13 protein-coding genes are annotated in these 16,507 nt (G+C 63.7%); 1 reads left to right on the top strand and 12 read right to left on the bottom strand.

From position 1 onward, the window contains the following. The 11 genes from V6765_RS05860 to V6765_RS05810 all read right to left on the bottom strand — a co-directional run. Positions 1 to 1,024, bottom strand: a 1,024-nt coding sequence (locus V6765_RS05860; RefSeq protein WP_448427207.1) for a BapA/Bap/LapF family prefix-like domain-containing protein, incomplete at its 3' end; no start/stop codon positions are given. A gap of 607 nt (positions 1,025 to 1,631) precedes the next feature. Beyond that, complete coding sequence (locus V6765_RS05855; RefSeq protein WP_448427206.1) at positions 1,632 to 2,447, bottom strand: M48 family metalloprotease; 816 nt, start codon at positions 2,445 to 2,447, stop codon at positions 1,632 to 1,634. A gap of 108 nt (positions 2,448 to 2,555) precedes the next feature. After that, positions 2,556 to 3,389, bottom strand: coding sequence for a tryptophan synthase subunit alpha (gene trpA / locus V6765_RS05850; RefSeq protein WP_448427205.1), 834 nt, complete (start codon positions 3,387 to 3,389; stop codon positions 2,556 to 2,558). Between the two features lies 1 nt (position 3,390). Beyond that, a complete protein-coding gene (gene trpB / locus V6765_RS05845; protein ID WP_448427204.1) occupies positions 3,391 to 4,578 on the bottom strand; it encodes a tryptophan synthase subunit beta in 1,188 nt (395 codons plus the stop codon). Position 4,579: 1 nt separating this feature from the next. Then, positions 4,580 to 5,512, bottom strand: a complete 933-nt coding sequence (locus V6765_RS05840) for an ABC transporter permease (protein ID WP_448427203.1) — start codon at positions 5,510 to 5,512, stop codon at positions 4,580 to 4,582. After that, positions 5,509 to 7,023 (bottom strand): sugar ABC transporter ATP-binding protein, encoded by a 1,515-nt coding sequence (locus tag V6765_RS05835; protein WP_448427202.1) that lies wholly within the window; start codon positions 7,021 to 7,023, stop codon positions 5,509 to 5,511. The genes V6765_RS05840 and V6765_RS05835 overlap by 4 nt, the downstream gene beginning before the upstream one ends. Positions 7,024 to 7,092: 69 nt before the next feature. Then, the gene (locus tag V6765_RS05830) at positions 7,093 to 8,010 is read right to left on the bottom strand and encodes a sugar ABC transporter substrate-binding protein (protein ID WP_448427201.1); all 918 of its coding nucleotides are present in this window, start codon (positions 8,008 to 8,010) and stop codon (positions 7,093 to 7,095) included. 42 nt (positions 8,011 to 8,052) lie between these two features. After that, a complete protein-coding gene (locus tag V6765_RS05825) occupies positions 8,053 to 9,528 on the bottom strand; it encodes a xylulokinase (RefSeq protein ID WP_448427200.1) in 1,476 nt (491 codons plus the stop codon). Then, complete coding sequence (locus tag V6765_RS05820; RefSeq protein WP_448427199.1) at positions 9,521 to 10,300, bottom strand: tryptophan synthase subunit alpha; 780 nt, start codon at positions 10,298 to 10,300, stop codon at positions 9,521 to 9,523. The genes V6765_RS05825 and V6765_RS05820 overlap by 8 nt, the downstream gene beginning before the upstream one ends. Before the next feature lie 380 nt (positions 10,301 to 10,680). Then, positions 10,681 to 12,288 (bottom strand): APC family permease, encoded by a 1,608-nt coding sequence (locus V6765_RS05815; protein WP_448427198.1) that lies wholly within the window; start codon positions 12,286 to 12,288, stop codon positions 10,681 to 10,683. A 208-nt stretch (positions 12,289 to 12,496) separates the two neighbouring features. Next, positions 12,497 to 14,119, bottom strand: coding sequence for an FMN-binding glutamate synthase family protein (locus V6765_RS05810; protein WP_448427197.1), 1,623 nt, complete (start codon positions 14,117 to 14,119; stop codon positions 12,497 to 12,499). Between the two features lie 255 nt (positions 14,120 to 14,374). On the opposite strand from V6765_RS05810, the gene V6765_RS05805 reads away from it, so the two are divergent. Further along, the gene (locus tag V6765_RS05805; RefSeq protein ID WP_448427196.1) at positions 14,375 to 15,547 is read left to right on the top strand and encodes a serine hydrolase; all 1,173 of its coding nucleotides are present in this window, start codon (positions 14,375 to 14,377) and stop codon (positions 15,545 to 15,547) included. Between the two features lie 24 nt (positions 15,548 to 15,571). On the opposite strand, the gene truB is transcribed toward V6765_RS05805, so the two are convergent. Next, complete coding sequence (gene truB / locus V6765_RS05800; RefSeq protein ID WP_448427195.1) at positions 15,572 to 16,504, bottom strand: tRNA pseudouridine(55) synthase TruB; 933 nt, start codon at positions 16,502 to 16,504, stop codon at positions 15,572 to 15,574. Positions 16,505 to 16,507: the final 3 nt, after the last annotated feature.

Raw genomic sequence — 16,507 nt, 5'->3', positions numbered from 1 at the left:
GGCCGTCGACGTCGAAGGTCTCGGTGTCGACGCCTTCGGAACCTTCATTGCCGGCGGTGTCGGTATAGGAGCCGTCGGTAACCGTGGCGGTCACTTCGCCATTGCCGGTCGGCGTGATGGTTGCGGTCCAGATCTGGTTGCCGTCGGCATCTTCCGACCACGTACCGTCCGTGCCGAGATCGGCATTGTCGAGAACAAGATCGGCGGTCGGATCGAAGCTGTCGCGATCGGTATCCGGCGAGAAGGTCAGCACCAGCGTGCCGTCCTGGCCGTTATCGGTGATCTCGACGCCGACATCCGGGCCCGTCAGATCAAGCGTGGCGGTTTCGGTGTCCGTGACCGGATTGCCGTCTTCGCCAGGAACGGGATTCCCGTCGGGATCGGTTACGGTGCCGACGATCTCGACGTCGCCCTCGGCAATGTCGTCGCGCGGTATGTCGTAGGACCAGCTACCATCTTCGCCGACGGGGATCGGTTCCGACTTCACGATGTTGCCGTCGCCGTCCGGATAGGAGACCACCACGTATTCGCCGGTGCTGTTGCCGGTGACCCTCACATGGCCGGCTTCGGGGTCATCAACGACGTCTTCCACGTCAAGAGCGGGAAAGACTGGAGCCGCATCATCGTCACCGCCGCCGCCGGCAAAGGCAAGACCGCCGGCAGACGCGGCGCCAAGGCCGCCAAGCGCGCCCCAGGGAAAGGCGCCGGCGCTGTCCGCGCCGATCTCGGCGAAGGCGAAGTCGCTCCACGTTCCCGAGGCATACTGGCCCCACCAGGCGATGCCGTCGTCATCGACCAGCACCAACTCGTTACGCTCATCGCCGAACGCGACGAAGAAATCGCCGATGGTGATCGTCTTGCCGTTGGCGGTCACGATCATGAGATCGTCGCCGTTCTGTTCGAAGGAAGCGACGCTTTCCGGGGCAAGCGGCAGCTTTACGACAGAGGCTTCGTCAAGCCGAAGTCCCTGGGTTGGCTGACGATGCTGTGCTCCGTCGTCCTTGTCGACAATGATTGCGTCCATGATGCTTTTCCTCGAAATTCGATCAAAATGATAGCGCAACCACATCTCTCGGATGTAATGACGCAGCTCTTTTGGCGCACATATTGAAATTGTTCTGGAGACCCGTGTGGCGACTTTTGCCTTGCCACTTTAGCGGGGGTGACTATCTCAACTTCGCGCGTCGTGCAAGTGGCATAGTGACACTTTTATGAACCGAGGCTGAATTCTTGAGCTCGAATAAGCCGATGCTTTTCAATGAGAAAATTGGCTTGCGCGCAATCTATTTCCACTAAACGCCTTTGGAATCAGCAGTTTTTGTCATTTGATTAAAACCGACTATATGAATTTACATGGGAGAAATTTAATGTTCGTCCAACTGAAAAAATTTGTTGAGAAGACAAAGGAATAGCCCTTCCCCTGGATCGCTAGACCCAAAAATCGCCCACACGTAAACTAAACCTATAATTGCAGCATAAATTGCAGGCACTTTCTGTTCTCCGCACGGGTTGGGGCCTGTCTGTGCGGAGAAAGGCAACGACCGCAATGCGACATGGGCCTGCAGCGGTTGTGTAACAACCGTCACTAAACCGGCACCGATGATCGTCAGTGGGCCGAACGAGACCAACGCCTACAGCCCCGCCGCAAGCTCTTCGGCGCGGGCAATGCGGATTTCGGAGGCCGGGTGGAAATTGGTATAGCCGGATCGACCAGCCGCCACATCATTAGCCTGCATGATTTCCAGGAAACGCGCGACGGCGGCGGGGTCGTATCCCGCCTTCGCCAGCAAACGGATCGCCATGGCATCGGCCTCCAGTTCCTGTTGGCGCGAAAGCTCGGCAACGCGTGCCCTCCTTTCAGCCAGAAGCGCCTTCACTTTTTCGCTGTCGGGAAGTAGCTCGGCGATCTGGTCGCTCGAAACAGCCGCCTGCGTGCCGGCATTGGAGCGCGCCGCAGCATGGCCGGAAAGCTTGTGGGCAATTTCATGGGCGATAACGGCGGCCACTTCCGAGTCATCGTCGGTCAGTTGCAACAGTTTCCGCGTCAGATAGATATCGCCGTCCGGCCCGAGAGCGGCATTGGCGGTGGATGCGTTGACAACCCGAATTGAAATCGGCGCAGTGCCGGCAGCGGCGGTCAGCTTTTCGCTGATCGCATCCACATCGCCCGGTGCCTGCGCGTCTTTGAGCGCCCCGCCGGGCTTCGCCGCCGGATTGCTGCGAATTGTCTCGTCACGGCTTTGAGATTGTTTCTCGGAAAGGGGTGAATCGATATTTTCGGTTTGACATCCAGTCAGGCCCGCCAGAACCGCCAAGACCGGAATCCAGAGCCGCGCTCGGTGACTGCTGGTTGCCTGCAAAAGCCAACCAACGCTCGGCATATCATGTATTCCCATCATTCCGATAAACGTTCTCCACAAAAAGCACGTGCCGAATTTGCACAGCATCAGTGTCGCATATATCGGAGGTTTCTTCGCAGTTTATTGACGCCGACATCTGCTTTTTTTGCCGCACGATCACCTGTGATGTCGGGAAACGCTTTCCAGCGCGCCGCCTCAGATCGCAGCGCGGAAGGCCGCCAGTTTCTCGGCAATACGGGACTGAAATTCCGGGTCGGCCAGCGGGATTTCCTGTTCCAGCGCCAGGAACGCGTCGATCAGCGCGGTGGCGACGATGACGCCGTCGGCTACGCTTGCCACGCCCGCGGCCATCTCCGGCGTCTTGACGCCGAAGCCGACCATGATGGGGAGCCGGACCTGCCGGCGGCAGCGTTCCACCGCTTCGGCAATCGCGTCCTGCGAGGCCGAGGGGCCGCCGGTAGGGCCAACCACCGGTATGCAGTAGAGAAAACCGCCAAGCCCCGGCTGGTTCGCGGCAAAATCCTTGGCCTCCAGCGTCGGCGCGGCCAGCGGGATCATGTAAAGCCCGTGGCGGGCGAGCGCCTTCAACAGATCGCCGGCCTCGCGCAGCGGCAGGTCGGCGGCGATGATGCCGTCGATCCCGGCCTCGGCTGCCTTTTCAGCGAACCGCTCGTAGCCGAGCGCGATGATCGGGTTGGCATAGCCCATCAAAACCAGCGGGGTCGTGTCATCCTCTTTCCGGAAGGCCGTGCAAAGTTCAAACGTCTTCGAAAGATTGCCGCCGGCCGCCATCGCGCGCCGATTCGCCTTCTGGATCGTCGCCCCGTCCAGGATCGGGTCGGAGAACGGATAGCCGATCTCGATCAGGTCAATGCCGGACCTAACGAATGTCTTCAGCCGGGCAAGGCTCTCCTCGAAGCTCGGGTCACCGCCGACCGTAAAGGTCGCGAACGCCGTTCGCTTTTCCTTCCTGAGACGGGCGAACATGGCATCGATGCGGTTTTCGCGTTTGTCGGTCTTGCGCGCCATGTCAGTCGTCCTGCCAGAGAGTATCGATGTCCTTGTCGCCCGAGGACGGGGCCATGACCACAACCGCCTCATGCGGCTCCATGGTGCGCGCCACATGATCGGCGGCGGCGAGCGCGTGTCCCGCCTCCAGGCAGAGCAGAACGCCCTCGGTCTCGGCGAGCCGACGCACGGCGGCGCGGGCCTCGCCATCCGTCACCGAAACGGTCTCGACGCGCCTTCGGTGGACAAGATCGGCGAGTTGCGGCGCGGAACCCGGATAGGCAAGGCCCGGCGCGATCGAGGCGGCCGGCAATATCTGCCCTTCCGCGTCGGAGAGAACCAGGGTCTCGGCCCCGTGGAAAATGCCGCGCTGGCCGTGCGAGAGCCTTGCGGCGTGGAGCGCGCCGGGCTCTCCGGTGCCCGCCGCTTCCACCGCGATCAACCGGATCGAGAGGTCGTTCACGAAGGACGAGAACAGGCCGATGGTCGAGGAACCGCCGCCGACGGCTGAAAACACCGCCGCCGGAAAGATGCCGCCCTCGATGAGCTGAAGACGGGTTTCCTTGCCGATCACCGACTGGAAGGCCGCAACCATCTCTGGATAGGGATGCGGGCCGATCGGCGCACCGGCGAGATAGGCATCGGTGTCGGAGTGGCCCATCCAGTGGCGGATGGCGGCGCTGGTGGCCGCACTCAGCGCCCGGTCGGCATCGTCGACGATCTCGAGCTTCGCACCGAACAAGCGCATCTTCTTCACCGCCGCCGCCTGCTGCGCGGCATCGCGCGTGCCCATATAGATGGTGCAGCCCATGCCAAAACGGGCGGCGGTGGCGGCAGCCGCAATGCCGTTCTGACCGGAGCCGGTGTCGGTGACGACGGCGGAAAGCCCCATGCGCTTTGCCAGCAGGCACTGGCCGACGGCCGAATTGGCGTAATTGCCGCCGTTGAAGGTCAGGTCGTCGCGCTTGAGCACGATCCGCGCGCCGCCGGGGCGCGCCGGAAAGGCGGGAATATCGAACAGCGGCGTCGGGCGACCGACGAAGCGGTTGAGCAGGAAGGTGAGCTCTGTATGGAAAGCCGGATCCGCCCACGCCTCGCGATAGGCCGCCTCCAGCCTGTCGAGCACCGGGAGCAGGACGGGGGCGACGAACTGGCCGCCGAACGTGCCGTAGCGGCCGGGCCGCGCCTCCCGCTTTTGCATGCGCGCCATGTCAGCCTCTTTCCTTTCCGGCGCGGCGGACCAGCACGGCGGCCAGAATGATGGTTCCGGTGATGATATCCTGCAGGAAGGTGGAGACGCCGAGAATGGTGAGCCCGTTGCCGATGACGGCGATGATCGCCGCCCCCACCAGCGTGCCCGGCACATTGGCCTCGCCCTCGCGAAACGCGGTCATGCCGAGAAACACGGCCGCATAGGCCGACAGCAGATAGCCGCCGCCGCCCGTCGGCCCCGCCGAACCGATGCGCGCGGTCAGCAGTATGCCGACCAGCGCGGAAAACACGGCGGAGACCACGAAGGCGAACATGGTGTTGGAGACGATCCGCACGCCCGCAAGCCTTGCTGCCTCGCGATTGCCGCCAATCGCGTAAAGCCGCCGCCCGATCTCAAACTTGTCGAGGATCAGCCAGGCGAGGATCGCGATGCCGATCAGCCACCAGGTCAGCGTCGGCAGGCCAAATGTGCGGCCGCGGCCGATATCGCGGAAGGCAGCGGGGATGTCGCCGAACAGCGTCGCGCCCTCGCTCAGCCAGAAGGTGATGCCGCCAACGATGGTGCCGACCGCAAGCGTGGCGATGAAGGACAGCACCTCGAAGCGAGCGACCACGAAGCCGGAGACCATGCCGAAGACGGAGGCCGCCGCCAGCACGGTGACGCAGGCGAGCGGCGCCGGCACGCCGGCCTTGAGCAGAACCACCACGAGGATCCCGCCGAAGGACACGATCGAGGCAGTCGAAAGGTCAAACTCGCCGACCGCCATGACCACGGTCGCGCCGATGGCGACAATGGCAAGCAGGGTCATCTGCTGGGTGATGTTGATCAGGTTGTTGGCCGAACCGAAGGCATTCGGAGACGCGATCGAGAAGGCGATAATGATGACGACAAGCGCGGCAAGCGTGCCGTAACGTCTGACAAGGCCGGTCATGCAGCGGGGTCTTTCCGTGATTGATGTTGAAAGGCGGCGTCGATGATGCGCTCGGGCGTGAGCGCCGCGCCGGCAAGTTCCGCGGTCACCTCGCCCCCGGCCATCACGAGCACGCGGGCGGACAGCGCCAGCAGTTCGTCCATGTCCGAGGTGGTCATCAGCACCGCCGCGCCCTCATCGGCGAAACGGCGGGCAACCGCGTGGATTTCCGCCTTGGCGCCGACATCGACGCCGCGCGTCGGCTCGTCCAGGATGAGGAGCCGGATCGGTCGCCCGAACCAGCGGCCGAAGAGAAGTTTCTGCTGATTGCCGCCCGAGAGCGTCAGCGGCCTGGCGAAGGGCGATCCCATCTTGACCGACAGCGCGTCGCGCACCTCCTGCGTGCGGCGCTTCAGCGCGGCAACGCTGGTCCAGGGCAGACCGGATGAGGCCCGCACCGAGGCCAGATTGGCAATGGCGAGGTTTTCGGCAATCGTGCGGCTCACGATCAGCCCCTCATGACGGCGGTCCTCCGGCACATAGGCCCCGCCGCGCTTGATCCTGTCGTCGATCCGGCCGGGGCGAAGCGGCTTGTCCTCAAGGCTGATTGCGCCCGCGCCGTGCGAAGTCGCACCCCAGATGATCTTCATCAGCGAAGACCGGCCCGCGCCGACAAGCCCGTAAAGGCCGAGAATTTCGCCGGCCCGGATGTCGAAGGAAACGCGCGAGCCATGCGTGCCGAATGGCAGATCGCGAACCTTCAACACGGTCGGCGCATCCACCGTCATCGGCCCCGGCGTCAACCGCACTTCCTCGCGGCCGGACATCAGGCGCACGAGACCGGCGCGGTCGATATCGCCGATGGCCCCTGCCCCGGCGGTCGCCCCGTTTCTGAGCACCGTGAACCTGTCGCAGATTTCCATCACCTCATCCAGCCGGTGCGAGATGAAGATGACGGCGACGCCGCGTTCGGCGAGCCGGGACACGGCGCGGTAGAGCCGGCGCGCCTCGCCATCGGACAGAGAGGCCGTGGGCTCGTCCATCACGACGAGGCGCGCGGGTTCGCCGATCAGCGCCCGGATGATCTCGACAAGCTGCTTCTGGCCGGTCGTCAACCGCGCTGCCGGCACGTCCAGCGGCAGGTCGGGCGCGATATCGCGCGCGGTTTCGGCAATCTCGGCGGCCATCTTTTTGCGGTCGATGAACAGGCCGCGTTTGGGATAACGCCGGCCGACGAACGCATTTTCCACCGCGTTGAAATGCGGCACCAGGCTCAGTTCCTGATGGATGAAGCGAAAGCCGAGCGCCTCGGCATGGCGGACGTTCTCGATCTCGACCGGCTTGCCGTCGATCCGGATTTCGCCCGCATCGGGCGCGATCAGGCCGGAGAGCGTCTTGATCAGCGTCGATTTGCCGGCGCCGTTTTCGCCCAGCAGCCCGTGCACCGAGCCCGCCTCGACCGCAAGGTCGGCGCCGGCAAGCGCACGCGCGCCGCTGAAGCGCTTTTCAAGCCCCTTGATGCTCAGCAACATGATGATCGTCCTGCGAAAGGTGTAAGGCGGAGCCGCCGCTACCGGCGGCTCCGGTTTCGAAACGGCCCGTCAGGGGCAGGTCACACCGAGGGTTTCCGGCGTAATCATCACGGCCGGCACGTAGATTTCATTGCTTTCGGGCGCGCCGCCGTCGAGGATCTTCTCGAGCTCTTCCGCGCCGACCGCCGCCATGCCGGGGAAATCCTGGCGGAAGGTGGCCTTGAAATGGGTGCAGGACTTGATCATGTCGACCGCCTGCTCATTGCCATCGATGCCCATGATGATCAGTCTGGAATCCGGCAGTTCCGACTCCGTCGCCAGTTCCGCGCCGATGCCCGGATCGTCGAAGGCGGCCCAGACGCCGTCGATCTGGTCGCCATATTGCCGCAGAATGTTTTCCATGGCGATGCGGCCGTCATCGACCGGGCCCGGCACCTTGACGAAGTGATCGGCGATCACCTTGATATCCGGATATTTCTCCAGCGTGGCATCAAGGCCCAGTTCGCGCTGATGCACGCCCGGATGGGCGGAGTGATAGAACTTGACGATATTGCCCTTGCCGTCCAGCGCCTTGAACAGCGCCTCGGAAAGCTGGGTGCCGAGCTCGAAATTGTTGGAGGTGACGTTGACGTCGACATTTTCATGCTTCGAGCCGTCCAGCGAGATCACCGGAATGCCGGCTTCCGCCGCCATGGCCACCTGATCGCCGACCTGGGCGGGATCGGTCGAGATCAGCACGATGGCGTCGGCCTTGGCGTTCACCGTATCTTCCATGCGCGAGGCGAGCTGGCCGAAATCATTGCGGGTGTCGATGATGGTGACATCCCAGCCGCGCTTTTCGCCTTCCGCCTTGAAGCTCTGCGCCATCTCGTTGGTCGGGATCGAGCTGATATAGGGGGTCAGGATCGTGACGTCGGTTGCCAGCGCCGCGGTGGAGCCGGCAAGCGTCAGCGCGAAGGCTGCAAGTGTGGACTTAATCATTTTCATTCTACTGTTCCTCTTCCTTGTTTGATTTTCATGCGTGACCCGTTAGCGGAGCGGGTCGCCCGTATCGATGATTCCGATGGGTTTGAGTGCGTCGATGGCCTTGGTATAGGCCTCGAACATGCGATCATAACGGCGCGCACGCTTCGGGTCCGGTTCGAAAACGGTCTGCACCGAGGTCATCGCCGGAACGGCCTCGGCAATGGTCGGAAACGCGCCGACGCCGACAGCGGCCATGATGCCCGCGCCAAGGCAGCCGACATCATTATAGGAAAACCGGTGTAGGGCCACGCCGAGACAATCGGCGCGGATCTGGCTCCACAGATCCGACCGCGCCCCGCCGCCGCCATAAAGCAGCCAGTCGGGGCGATAACCCGCCGCATCGGTCAGCGCGTTGAAGAGCTGCCGCGCCGAAAGCGCCACGCCTTCCAGTACCGCCAGCGCGAATTCCGGCCCACTGGTGCGACTGTCGAGGCCGATGAAGGAGCCGCGGATATCGGCGTCCCACAACGGCGCACGTTCGCCTTCCAGATGCGGCAGGAACAGGATCGGGCGGCCATCGCGATCGGCTTTTGCTGCCAGTTCGGCAACGTCTCCCGGCTCCATGCCGACGGTGCGGCTCCACCATCTGAGCGAATCCGCGCCGCTCTGGGTCGGGCCGGCATTGACGACGAGATCGTCAACCGTGGCGAAGGTGACGACACCCGGCGCGCCGATGCGCCTAGACCCGGCAAGCGCCAGGATTTCGCTGGTGCCGCTGACATACATGCCCTGGCCTGCGCGGAACACGCCGCAGCCGAACAGATTGCCCCAGGCATCCATGGTGCCGACGATCACCGGCACGCGGCGGGCATGGCTGCCAAGCTGCATCTCGCCGGCGATATCGGTGAAGAAACCGAGCGGCGGCAGCCGTTCGACGGCCCCCTCAACGCGGGCGATCAGCGGATCGATATAGGTGAGATCGAGACCGACATGGCCAAAAGAGGCGATCGGATCGGCAACCGCCTTCCCGGTCAGCCGCAGCAGGCAGTAATCCTTGGGCGAAAGCACGTAACGGGTCTTTTCCCAAAGATCGGGATGATGCTTTTGAAACCACATCATCTTGGCGAGCGCATGGCTCGCGCCGATCGGCATTTCCGCGCCCCACCAGGCCTCCTTGTCCTCCGGCGAAATCGTCCGGTCCAGCGCCTCGGCCTCGCGCGCGGCACGCACGTCCTGCCAGACGATGGCAGGGGCGAGCGGCTCGCCATTGGCATCGACGAACACATCGGTATTGACCTGGCTGCAGAGCCCGACGGCCACCACGCGGTCGGGATCGCGACCGACGAGAAGCCCGTCAATCGCATCACGCACGCCATCGAGCCAATGCTGCGGGTCCTGCTCGACAATGCCTGGGCCGGGCCGTTCCGTCGGATAGTTCCGGCTCCAGTGATCGACAACCGCGCCGCCGAGCGTGAACAGCCCGGCCTTGACGGCGGTCGAGCCAATATCGAAACCGATCACATAGGAATCGTCACGCATCGAGCCCGCCCCTCAGATCACGCAGCAGCATCCGCAGAGCATCGCCGCCGGCAAGCGCCGCGCGCAGCACCTGCGACCCGACGATCACGCCGTCGGCACCCATTTCCATTGCCTGCCGTGCCTGCCGGCCGCCGGAAATGCCGAAGCCGAGAAGGATCGGACGTGTCGCGCCCGCCGCGCGCAATTGCTGAATCCGCTCCGCGTTGCCGGAATCGAGCGTCTCGCGTGGCCCGGTCGCGCCCGCATGGGCCTGCAGCATGATGTAGAAGCCGGCCTCACGCGCGCGCTCCATCGCCTTTTCGTTGAGCCGCAGCGACAGAAACGGCGAGAGGGCAACGCCGTTTTCGGCCGCGGACCGCTCCAACCGCGCGGCCAGAGGATCGCCGGGCTTTGCCACCACCAGAAGACTGTCGAGCCCGCGCCAAAGATCGCTTTCTGTAAGCCCCGGATGGGCCGGATCGGCATAGGTCATCAGAAGCGCGCGCGGCGGATTTCGAAATTTCGCCAGCCGTTCCAGCACGGCATCGAGGTCCGTCCGCCAGCGTCCGCGATCGGCGCGCAGCATCGACTGGCGTACATCCGGGCCGTCGAGGAACGGATCGGGCGAGGCCATGCCGATCTCGATCACATTAACGCCCTCGCCGGCATAGATGTCCAGAAGGTCGGGGGAAACCTGCTGATCCCCCAGCGGGAAATAGCAGCTCAGAAGCGGCCTTTCCGGCAAGGCGCGACCGCGCGCCCTCGTTTCCTCAATCTCCGTTCCGGCACTCATTGCCAATCTGCCTTCCTGCGCATTTTCCGATCGCGCGTCATTGCAGCGGAAGATGCGGCAATGTCATGCGCTTGTCATCCCGCGCACGGGGTTTCAGCCGCGCCAGAAGGTGATTTATGCAGGATGTGGATAAGACGAGCGGCCGTTAGTGCCTGCTCTTGCCGTCAGGCGGGAGCAGGAGCCGAAGAATGCGCGAGATGCGTATTCCGCTCTTGCGAAAGGAAAGCAATCATTCACTCTTCGCAGGGCGGCTTTGTCGGTGAGGCTTGATCTCCCCCGCCCTCACCGAAAAACTGATCTCCGCAAAAGCCGCATCCGATGAAGGCCGGCGATTATAGTTCTCCGGCCTTCGGCGCGCTGCTGCTATAAAGGAAGCGGCGCTACTCCCGCGTCATCGCGTCCTCGATGTCATCGCCGTCATATTCCTGGCGCTCGATCTCGTGCTGCTCGTGGCGGAAGCGGTCGAAGACGTCCTGGGATACGCGGCCGCGAACGGCCATCAGGAAAATCACCACGGCGAACAGGCCGACCAGCACGGAATCGAGCGGGTGCGGAATAACGCCGAGGCCGCCGCCATAGCCGCCGAGATAGGAGATGACGGCGATGCCGGCCATGTAGACGCCGAACCAGACCGCGCTCTTGGGCTCCAGATCCTCCCGGCCGATCACCGCGAAGCGCAGCAGGAACAGCAGCGCGCCGACGGCCAATAGTGCCAGCAGCAGCCAGATCGTGCTCCAGCCGGACCAGAAGATCATCAGGCTGGCGATCACGAAGGCGACGGCGCCGATGAAGCCCGCGGCCGGCACCACGAAGGGCCGGTGTGCATTGGGCGCGAGATAGCGGAAGGCCACCATGGATACCGGGCCGGCGATGAACGACAGCACCACGGCCGCGCTGTTCAGCGCCAGGATCTGCTGGAACGGCAGCACGATCAGCATGAACAGCGCCACCACATAGTTCAGGATCAGCGCCCAGAGCGGCACGCCATACTGGTTGAGCTTGGCAAACAGGCGCGGAAACACGCCATTGTTCGACATCGCCAGCGCCAGACGCGCATTCGAGCTGACCGAAACGAGGCCGCTGCCGGCCGGCGAGATCACGGCCGCGACATTCAGCATGCTGAGCAGCCACAACACGCCGATCGAGGTTGCCAGCGCGCCGAGCGGGCCGAGTTCATGGGTCGCCTCGATGGTCTGCCAGCCATTCGCAAGCGAGGCCGGGTCGATCGCGCCGACGAAGGCGATCTGCAGGCCGACATAGATCGCAAGGCAGATCAGCACCGACAGGATCAGCGCCAGCGGAATGACGCGCTGGGTATTGCGCACCTCGCCTGCAAGGTCGATCGCGTGGCGGAAGCCGATGAAGGCGAAAACCACGCCGCCGGTGGAGACGGCGGCGAAAATGCCGGGAACGCCGAACGGCGCGAAGCCGCCGGCGGATGTGAAATTCGAAGATTCGAACCGGGAGGCGACGATGACCACGATGAACACCACCGGCACAAACAGCTTGAACCATGTCATTGCGGTGTTGATGCGGGCGAACCAGGCCACGCCGAAGACGTTGATGACCGTCAGCACCGCGAGGAACACGGCCGCGGCGAGATAGCCGGAAACGGTCAGCCCGCCGGCGCTGTTGGTCAACCACGGCAGATAAGAGGAGGCATAGCCGAGCGAGGCCTTCACCTCGATCGGCGCGGTGGTGCAATAGCCGACCCAGGCGCTCCAGCCCATGGCGAGCGCCAGCAGCCGGCCGTGGGAGAATTGCGGAATGCGGGCGATGCCGCCGGCAATCGGAAACAGGGTGGAATTTTCGGCATAGGTCAGCGCGATCAACAGCATAGCCACCGCGCCGATCAGCCAGGCTATGATGGAGGCGGGCCCCGCAAGCTGCGCCGTATCAAGCGGGGCAAACAGCCAGCCGGAACCCAGAACACCGCCGACCGCGACAAATGTCAGTCCGATCAGCCCGATTTCGCGTCGCATTGCCATAGAAAATCCCCCTTAGCTCAATGCGCTTCAACGAGTGCAGCCGACCACCCCTGCTGGCTTACTACAATGAATATGCAATTTTCGGCTTCAATTATTTGAACGGGCGCGAAACCGAGTCAATCGGTTTCGCGCCCTGCGTTCAAATTCATCGCCATTGCGTCCAACTTGCAACCGAAGCCGATCAAGTCCCGGCGCTGCCGATCGGCCATCAAGCCTGGCCGGCGCTGGCGCGCATGCGCACCAGATCGGCGGTGGGGCGGAAACTGTCCGGGCTCGCCGCCCGCCACCAGTCGGCATAGAGCGTCGAATCGGGATCGTCCACCAGCACGCCTTCCGGCAGGAAGGTATGCAGCTTGTCCAGCGGCACGGCATCATGCGAGCCGAGACGGTGCATGATGTGATGCGGCTGCAGGTCCTGCGGATGAGCATAACCGCAGGCGGCCACGATCTCCGACAGCGCCTCGACGGTCTTCTTGTGGAAGCGGGCGGCATTGGCGCCCTGCTCTTCTGGCACCAGCGCGCGCTGGCGCCATTTGTCCTGCGTGGTGACGCCGGTGGGACAGGTGCCGGTGTGACAGCGCTGCGCCTGGATACAGCCGACCGACATCATGAAGGCGCGCGCCGCATTGCACCAGTCGGCCCCAAGCGCGAGATTGTGCGCAAGCCCCATGCCGGAAAACACCTTGCCGCTGGCGGCAAGCCGCACATGCTTTTTCACGCCCGCGCCGACCAGCGCGTTGCGCATGATGATCAGCCCGTCCCAGAGCGGCATGCCGACCCAATCGGCAAGCTCCAGCGGGGCAGCGCCCGTGCCGCCCTCGGCGCCGTCGATCACGATGAAATCGGGATAGATGCCGGTTGAAAGCATCGCCTTCACCAGCGCGAAGGGTTCATGCGGCTGGCCGACGCAGAACTTGATGCCAACGGGCTTGCCGCCGGAAAGGTCGCGCATCTGGGCGGCGAATTCCAGCATCTCCACCGGCGTTGAAAACGCCGAATGGCCGCGCGGCGACAGACAGTTCTGGTAGACCGGCACGCCGCGCACCTCGGCGATCTCGGGCGTCACCTTCGAGCCAAGCAGCATGCCGCCATGGCCGGGCTTGGCGCCCTGGCTGACCTTGATCTCGGTCATCTTGACGGCGTCATTGGCGGCCTTGTCGCGGAATTTTTCGGGGTCAAAACGACCGTCCTTGTCGCGCGCGCCGAAATAGCCGGAGCCGATTTCCCAGACCACGTCGCCGCCATGTTCGAGATGGTAGCGGCTGAGCCCGCCCTCGCCGGTGTCCTGATAGAAGCCGCCGGTCTTCGCGCCGATATTCATCGCGCGCACGGCATTGGCCGACAGCGCGCCGAAGCTCATCGCCGAGATGTTGAGGATCGACGCCTCGTAAGGCTTGGACGACTGCTCGTTGCCGACCGTGACGCGCGGTGAGCGATCGGGATCGGTATGCGGCGCCATGGAATGGGAGATCCAGTGATGCGGATCCTCATAGACTTCGAGTTCGGTGCCGAAGGGCACCGTGTCGGAAAGACCATGCGCCCGGGTGCGGATCAGTTGCCGCGCGGCATAGGAATAGGGTGTGCCGTGGGTGTCGTCCTCCACCGCATAGGCGCGGATGAAGGGGCGCAGCGACAATGCGATCCAGCGGATGCGGCCGGCAACGGGATAATTGCGGGTAATGGTCCAGGACGACTGGAACCAGTCATAAAAGGCGATCGCCAGCACCGGGATGGTGATCAGCAGGATCCAGAACCAGCCCGTGGCAATCGCGACGACGGTGAAAAAGGCGGCGGCGATCGGCACGATGCACCGCATGAGCATATCCAGCATGCAACCTCCCCTTGTAGTAAGCCAGCGTTATCAAACTCTGTACGCTTTTGCGACCGGAACGGAAAGCCTCCGTCGCCGTAAAACCGGCCCGAAGAACGCTACGCTCCAATTACATCAGATTTTCCAACAGAGGATGAATGCAATACGGGACTATGCCGGTTTTCACTTTTTCAACGATCCTGACGGTTCCGGATGATCGCCCAATATGTGAGAAAGGGTGAACATCGCCAAGCCCAACACCGCAGGAGGAAACGCATGCCGCCCGCCATCCGACGCCTCGCTACCGCTACATGCGCCGCGCTGCTGCTGCAGACCGCGACCGGCCATGCCGAGGACCGCGAAATCGAAACGCTCAGGAGCCTGATCGAAACGCCCGAAGGCGCCGCCGACCTTATGTCCGAACGTTTCGCCGAAGCGGTACCGACCGGGCAGTTGACGGCCATACTTCAAAGCCTCCACGACAAAGCCGGACCGGTGACCGGCATCACGGAGGATGGTGACGGCTACCTTATCCGCGCGGAGGCCGGCGACATACCCGCCGAAATCGAACTCGACGCTTCGGGCAAGATCACCGGGCTGTTCTTCCACCCGTTTCAGCCGAGCGGCGGAAGCATCGAGGATACGCTTGCCGATATCGCTGCCTTGCCCGGCACGGTTTCCTATCTGGTGACAGCGGAGGGCGAAACACTGCACGAACAAAATGCGGAGACCCCGCTTGCGGTCGGATCGACCTTCAAGCTCGGCGTTCTCAAGGTTCTCATGGACGATATCGCGGCCGGCGACCGCCGGTGGGCGGATGTAGAGACGCTCCAGCCCGAGGACCTATCGCTTCCCTCGGGCAAGCTGCAGACCTTCCCGCCGGGCTCTCCCTTCACGCTGCATACGCTGGCGGCGCTGATGATCTCGGAAAGCGACAACACCGCGACCGACATGCTGATGCGGATTCTCGGCCCAGAGCGCGTTGCCACGGCCCTTGGCCTCGATCACGTGCTCACCACCCGCGCGCTGTTTACCCTGAAGGCCGATCCCGCTCTTGCCGAACGCTACAGAACCGCCTCCGGCGCAGAGCGTGCCGAATTGCTTGCCGAGATCTCCGATGCTCCCCTGCCGGCCGTCAGAGACGCAAGCGGTCCCGCAATCGAAGGGGTCGAATGGTATCTTTCGGCGCAAACGCTTTGCCGGCTCGCGGGCGATGTCAAAGCAGCGGATGTGTTCGCCATCAACAAGGGGCCGGTTCGCGGTTGGCAATCCGTGGCCTACAAGGGCGGCAGCGAGCCCGGCGTCCTGAACCTGACCGCGGCGCTGACCGGCGAGGACGGCCGCGGCTACTGCATCTCGGTTACGGTCAACAACGACGATGCAATCGACGAAGCAACCGTTGCTGGCGCCTTCGCGGCGTTGGCGTCCCAGCTCAGGGCCTCCCGCTGAAGGCGAGACCCTGAGGCGGATGGCTCAGCCGAAGACCCGCCGTGGCTTGAACTGGCCCTCGGCGATCTCGCCGATCGCCACAAGCTTGCCGGCGAGCGAGGCGTAGGCGTCCGGCTCCTCCACCGGCGCATGGGCGCCGCGCAGGATGATCGGATTGCCGAGCTTCAGGCGGCGAGCCTGATCCTCGTTCACCGGAACATGGGGAAGGCTGGCGAGCGCTTCCGAGGTATCGACGAGATATTCTTCCAGCGCGGCGAAGCGCTCCTCATCGTCCTCGATCTCTTCGAGCGCGACGAGTTCCGAAAGCGGCACCAGCATATCCTCGGAGAACGGCGCCACGAAGGGGCGGCGCAGCGAGGAGATATGGCCGAAGCAGCCGAGATCGCGGCCCATATCGCGCGCAAGCGCGCGCACATAGGTGCCCTTGCCGCATTCCACCTCAAACTCGGCGGTGTTCTCGTCCGGGCAGCCGAGCAGCGTCAGGCGATGGATTTCGACCTCGCGGGTCGGGATTTCCACGGTCTCGCCCTCGCGGGCCAGATCGTAGGCGCGGTTGCCATCGATCTTGATGGCGGAAAACTGCGGCGGCACCTGTTCGATCACGCCGGTGTATTTCTCGATGAGCGCCTCGATGTCGGCCCGCTGCGGGCGCTTGTCCGAGCTCTCGCTGACCTCGCCTTCGAGATCGTCCGTGGTGCGCTCCTCGCCCCAGGTCACGGTGAATTCGTAGATCTTGCGGCCGTCCATCACGTAAGGCACGGTCTTGGTGGCGTCGCCGAGCGCGATCGGCAGCATGCCGGAGGCGAGCGGATCGAGGGTGCCGGCGTGCCCCGCCTTCTGCGCCTTGAACAGCCATTTGATCTTGGACACGGCTTCGGTGGAGCCGAAATCGATCGGCTTGTCGAGGATCAGCCAGCCGGAGATCGGACGGCCCTTGGGTTTTCTCTGTCGCGCCATTTT

It is taken from the genome of Martelella sp. FOR1707 (assembly GCF_053484265.1).
This window is presented reverse-complemented; position numbering and strand designations above follow the sequence as displayed.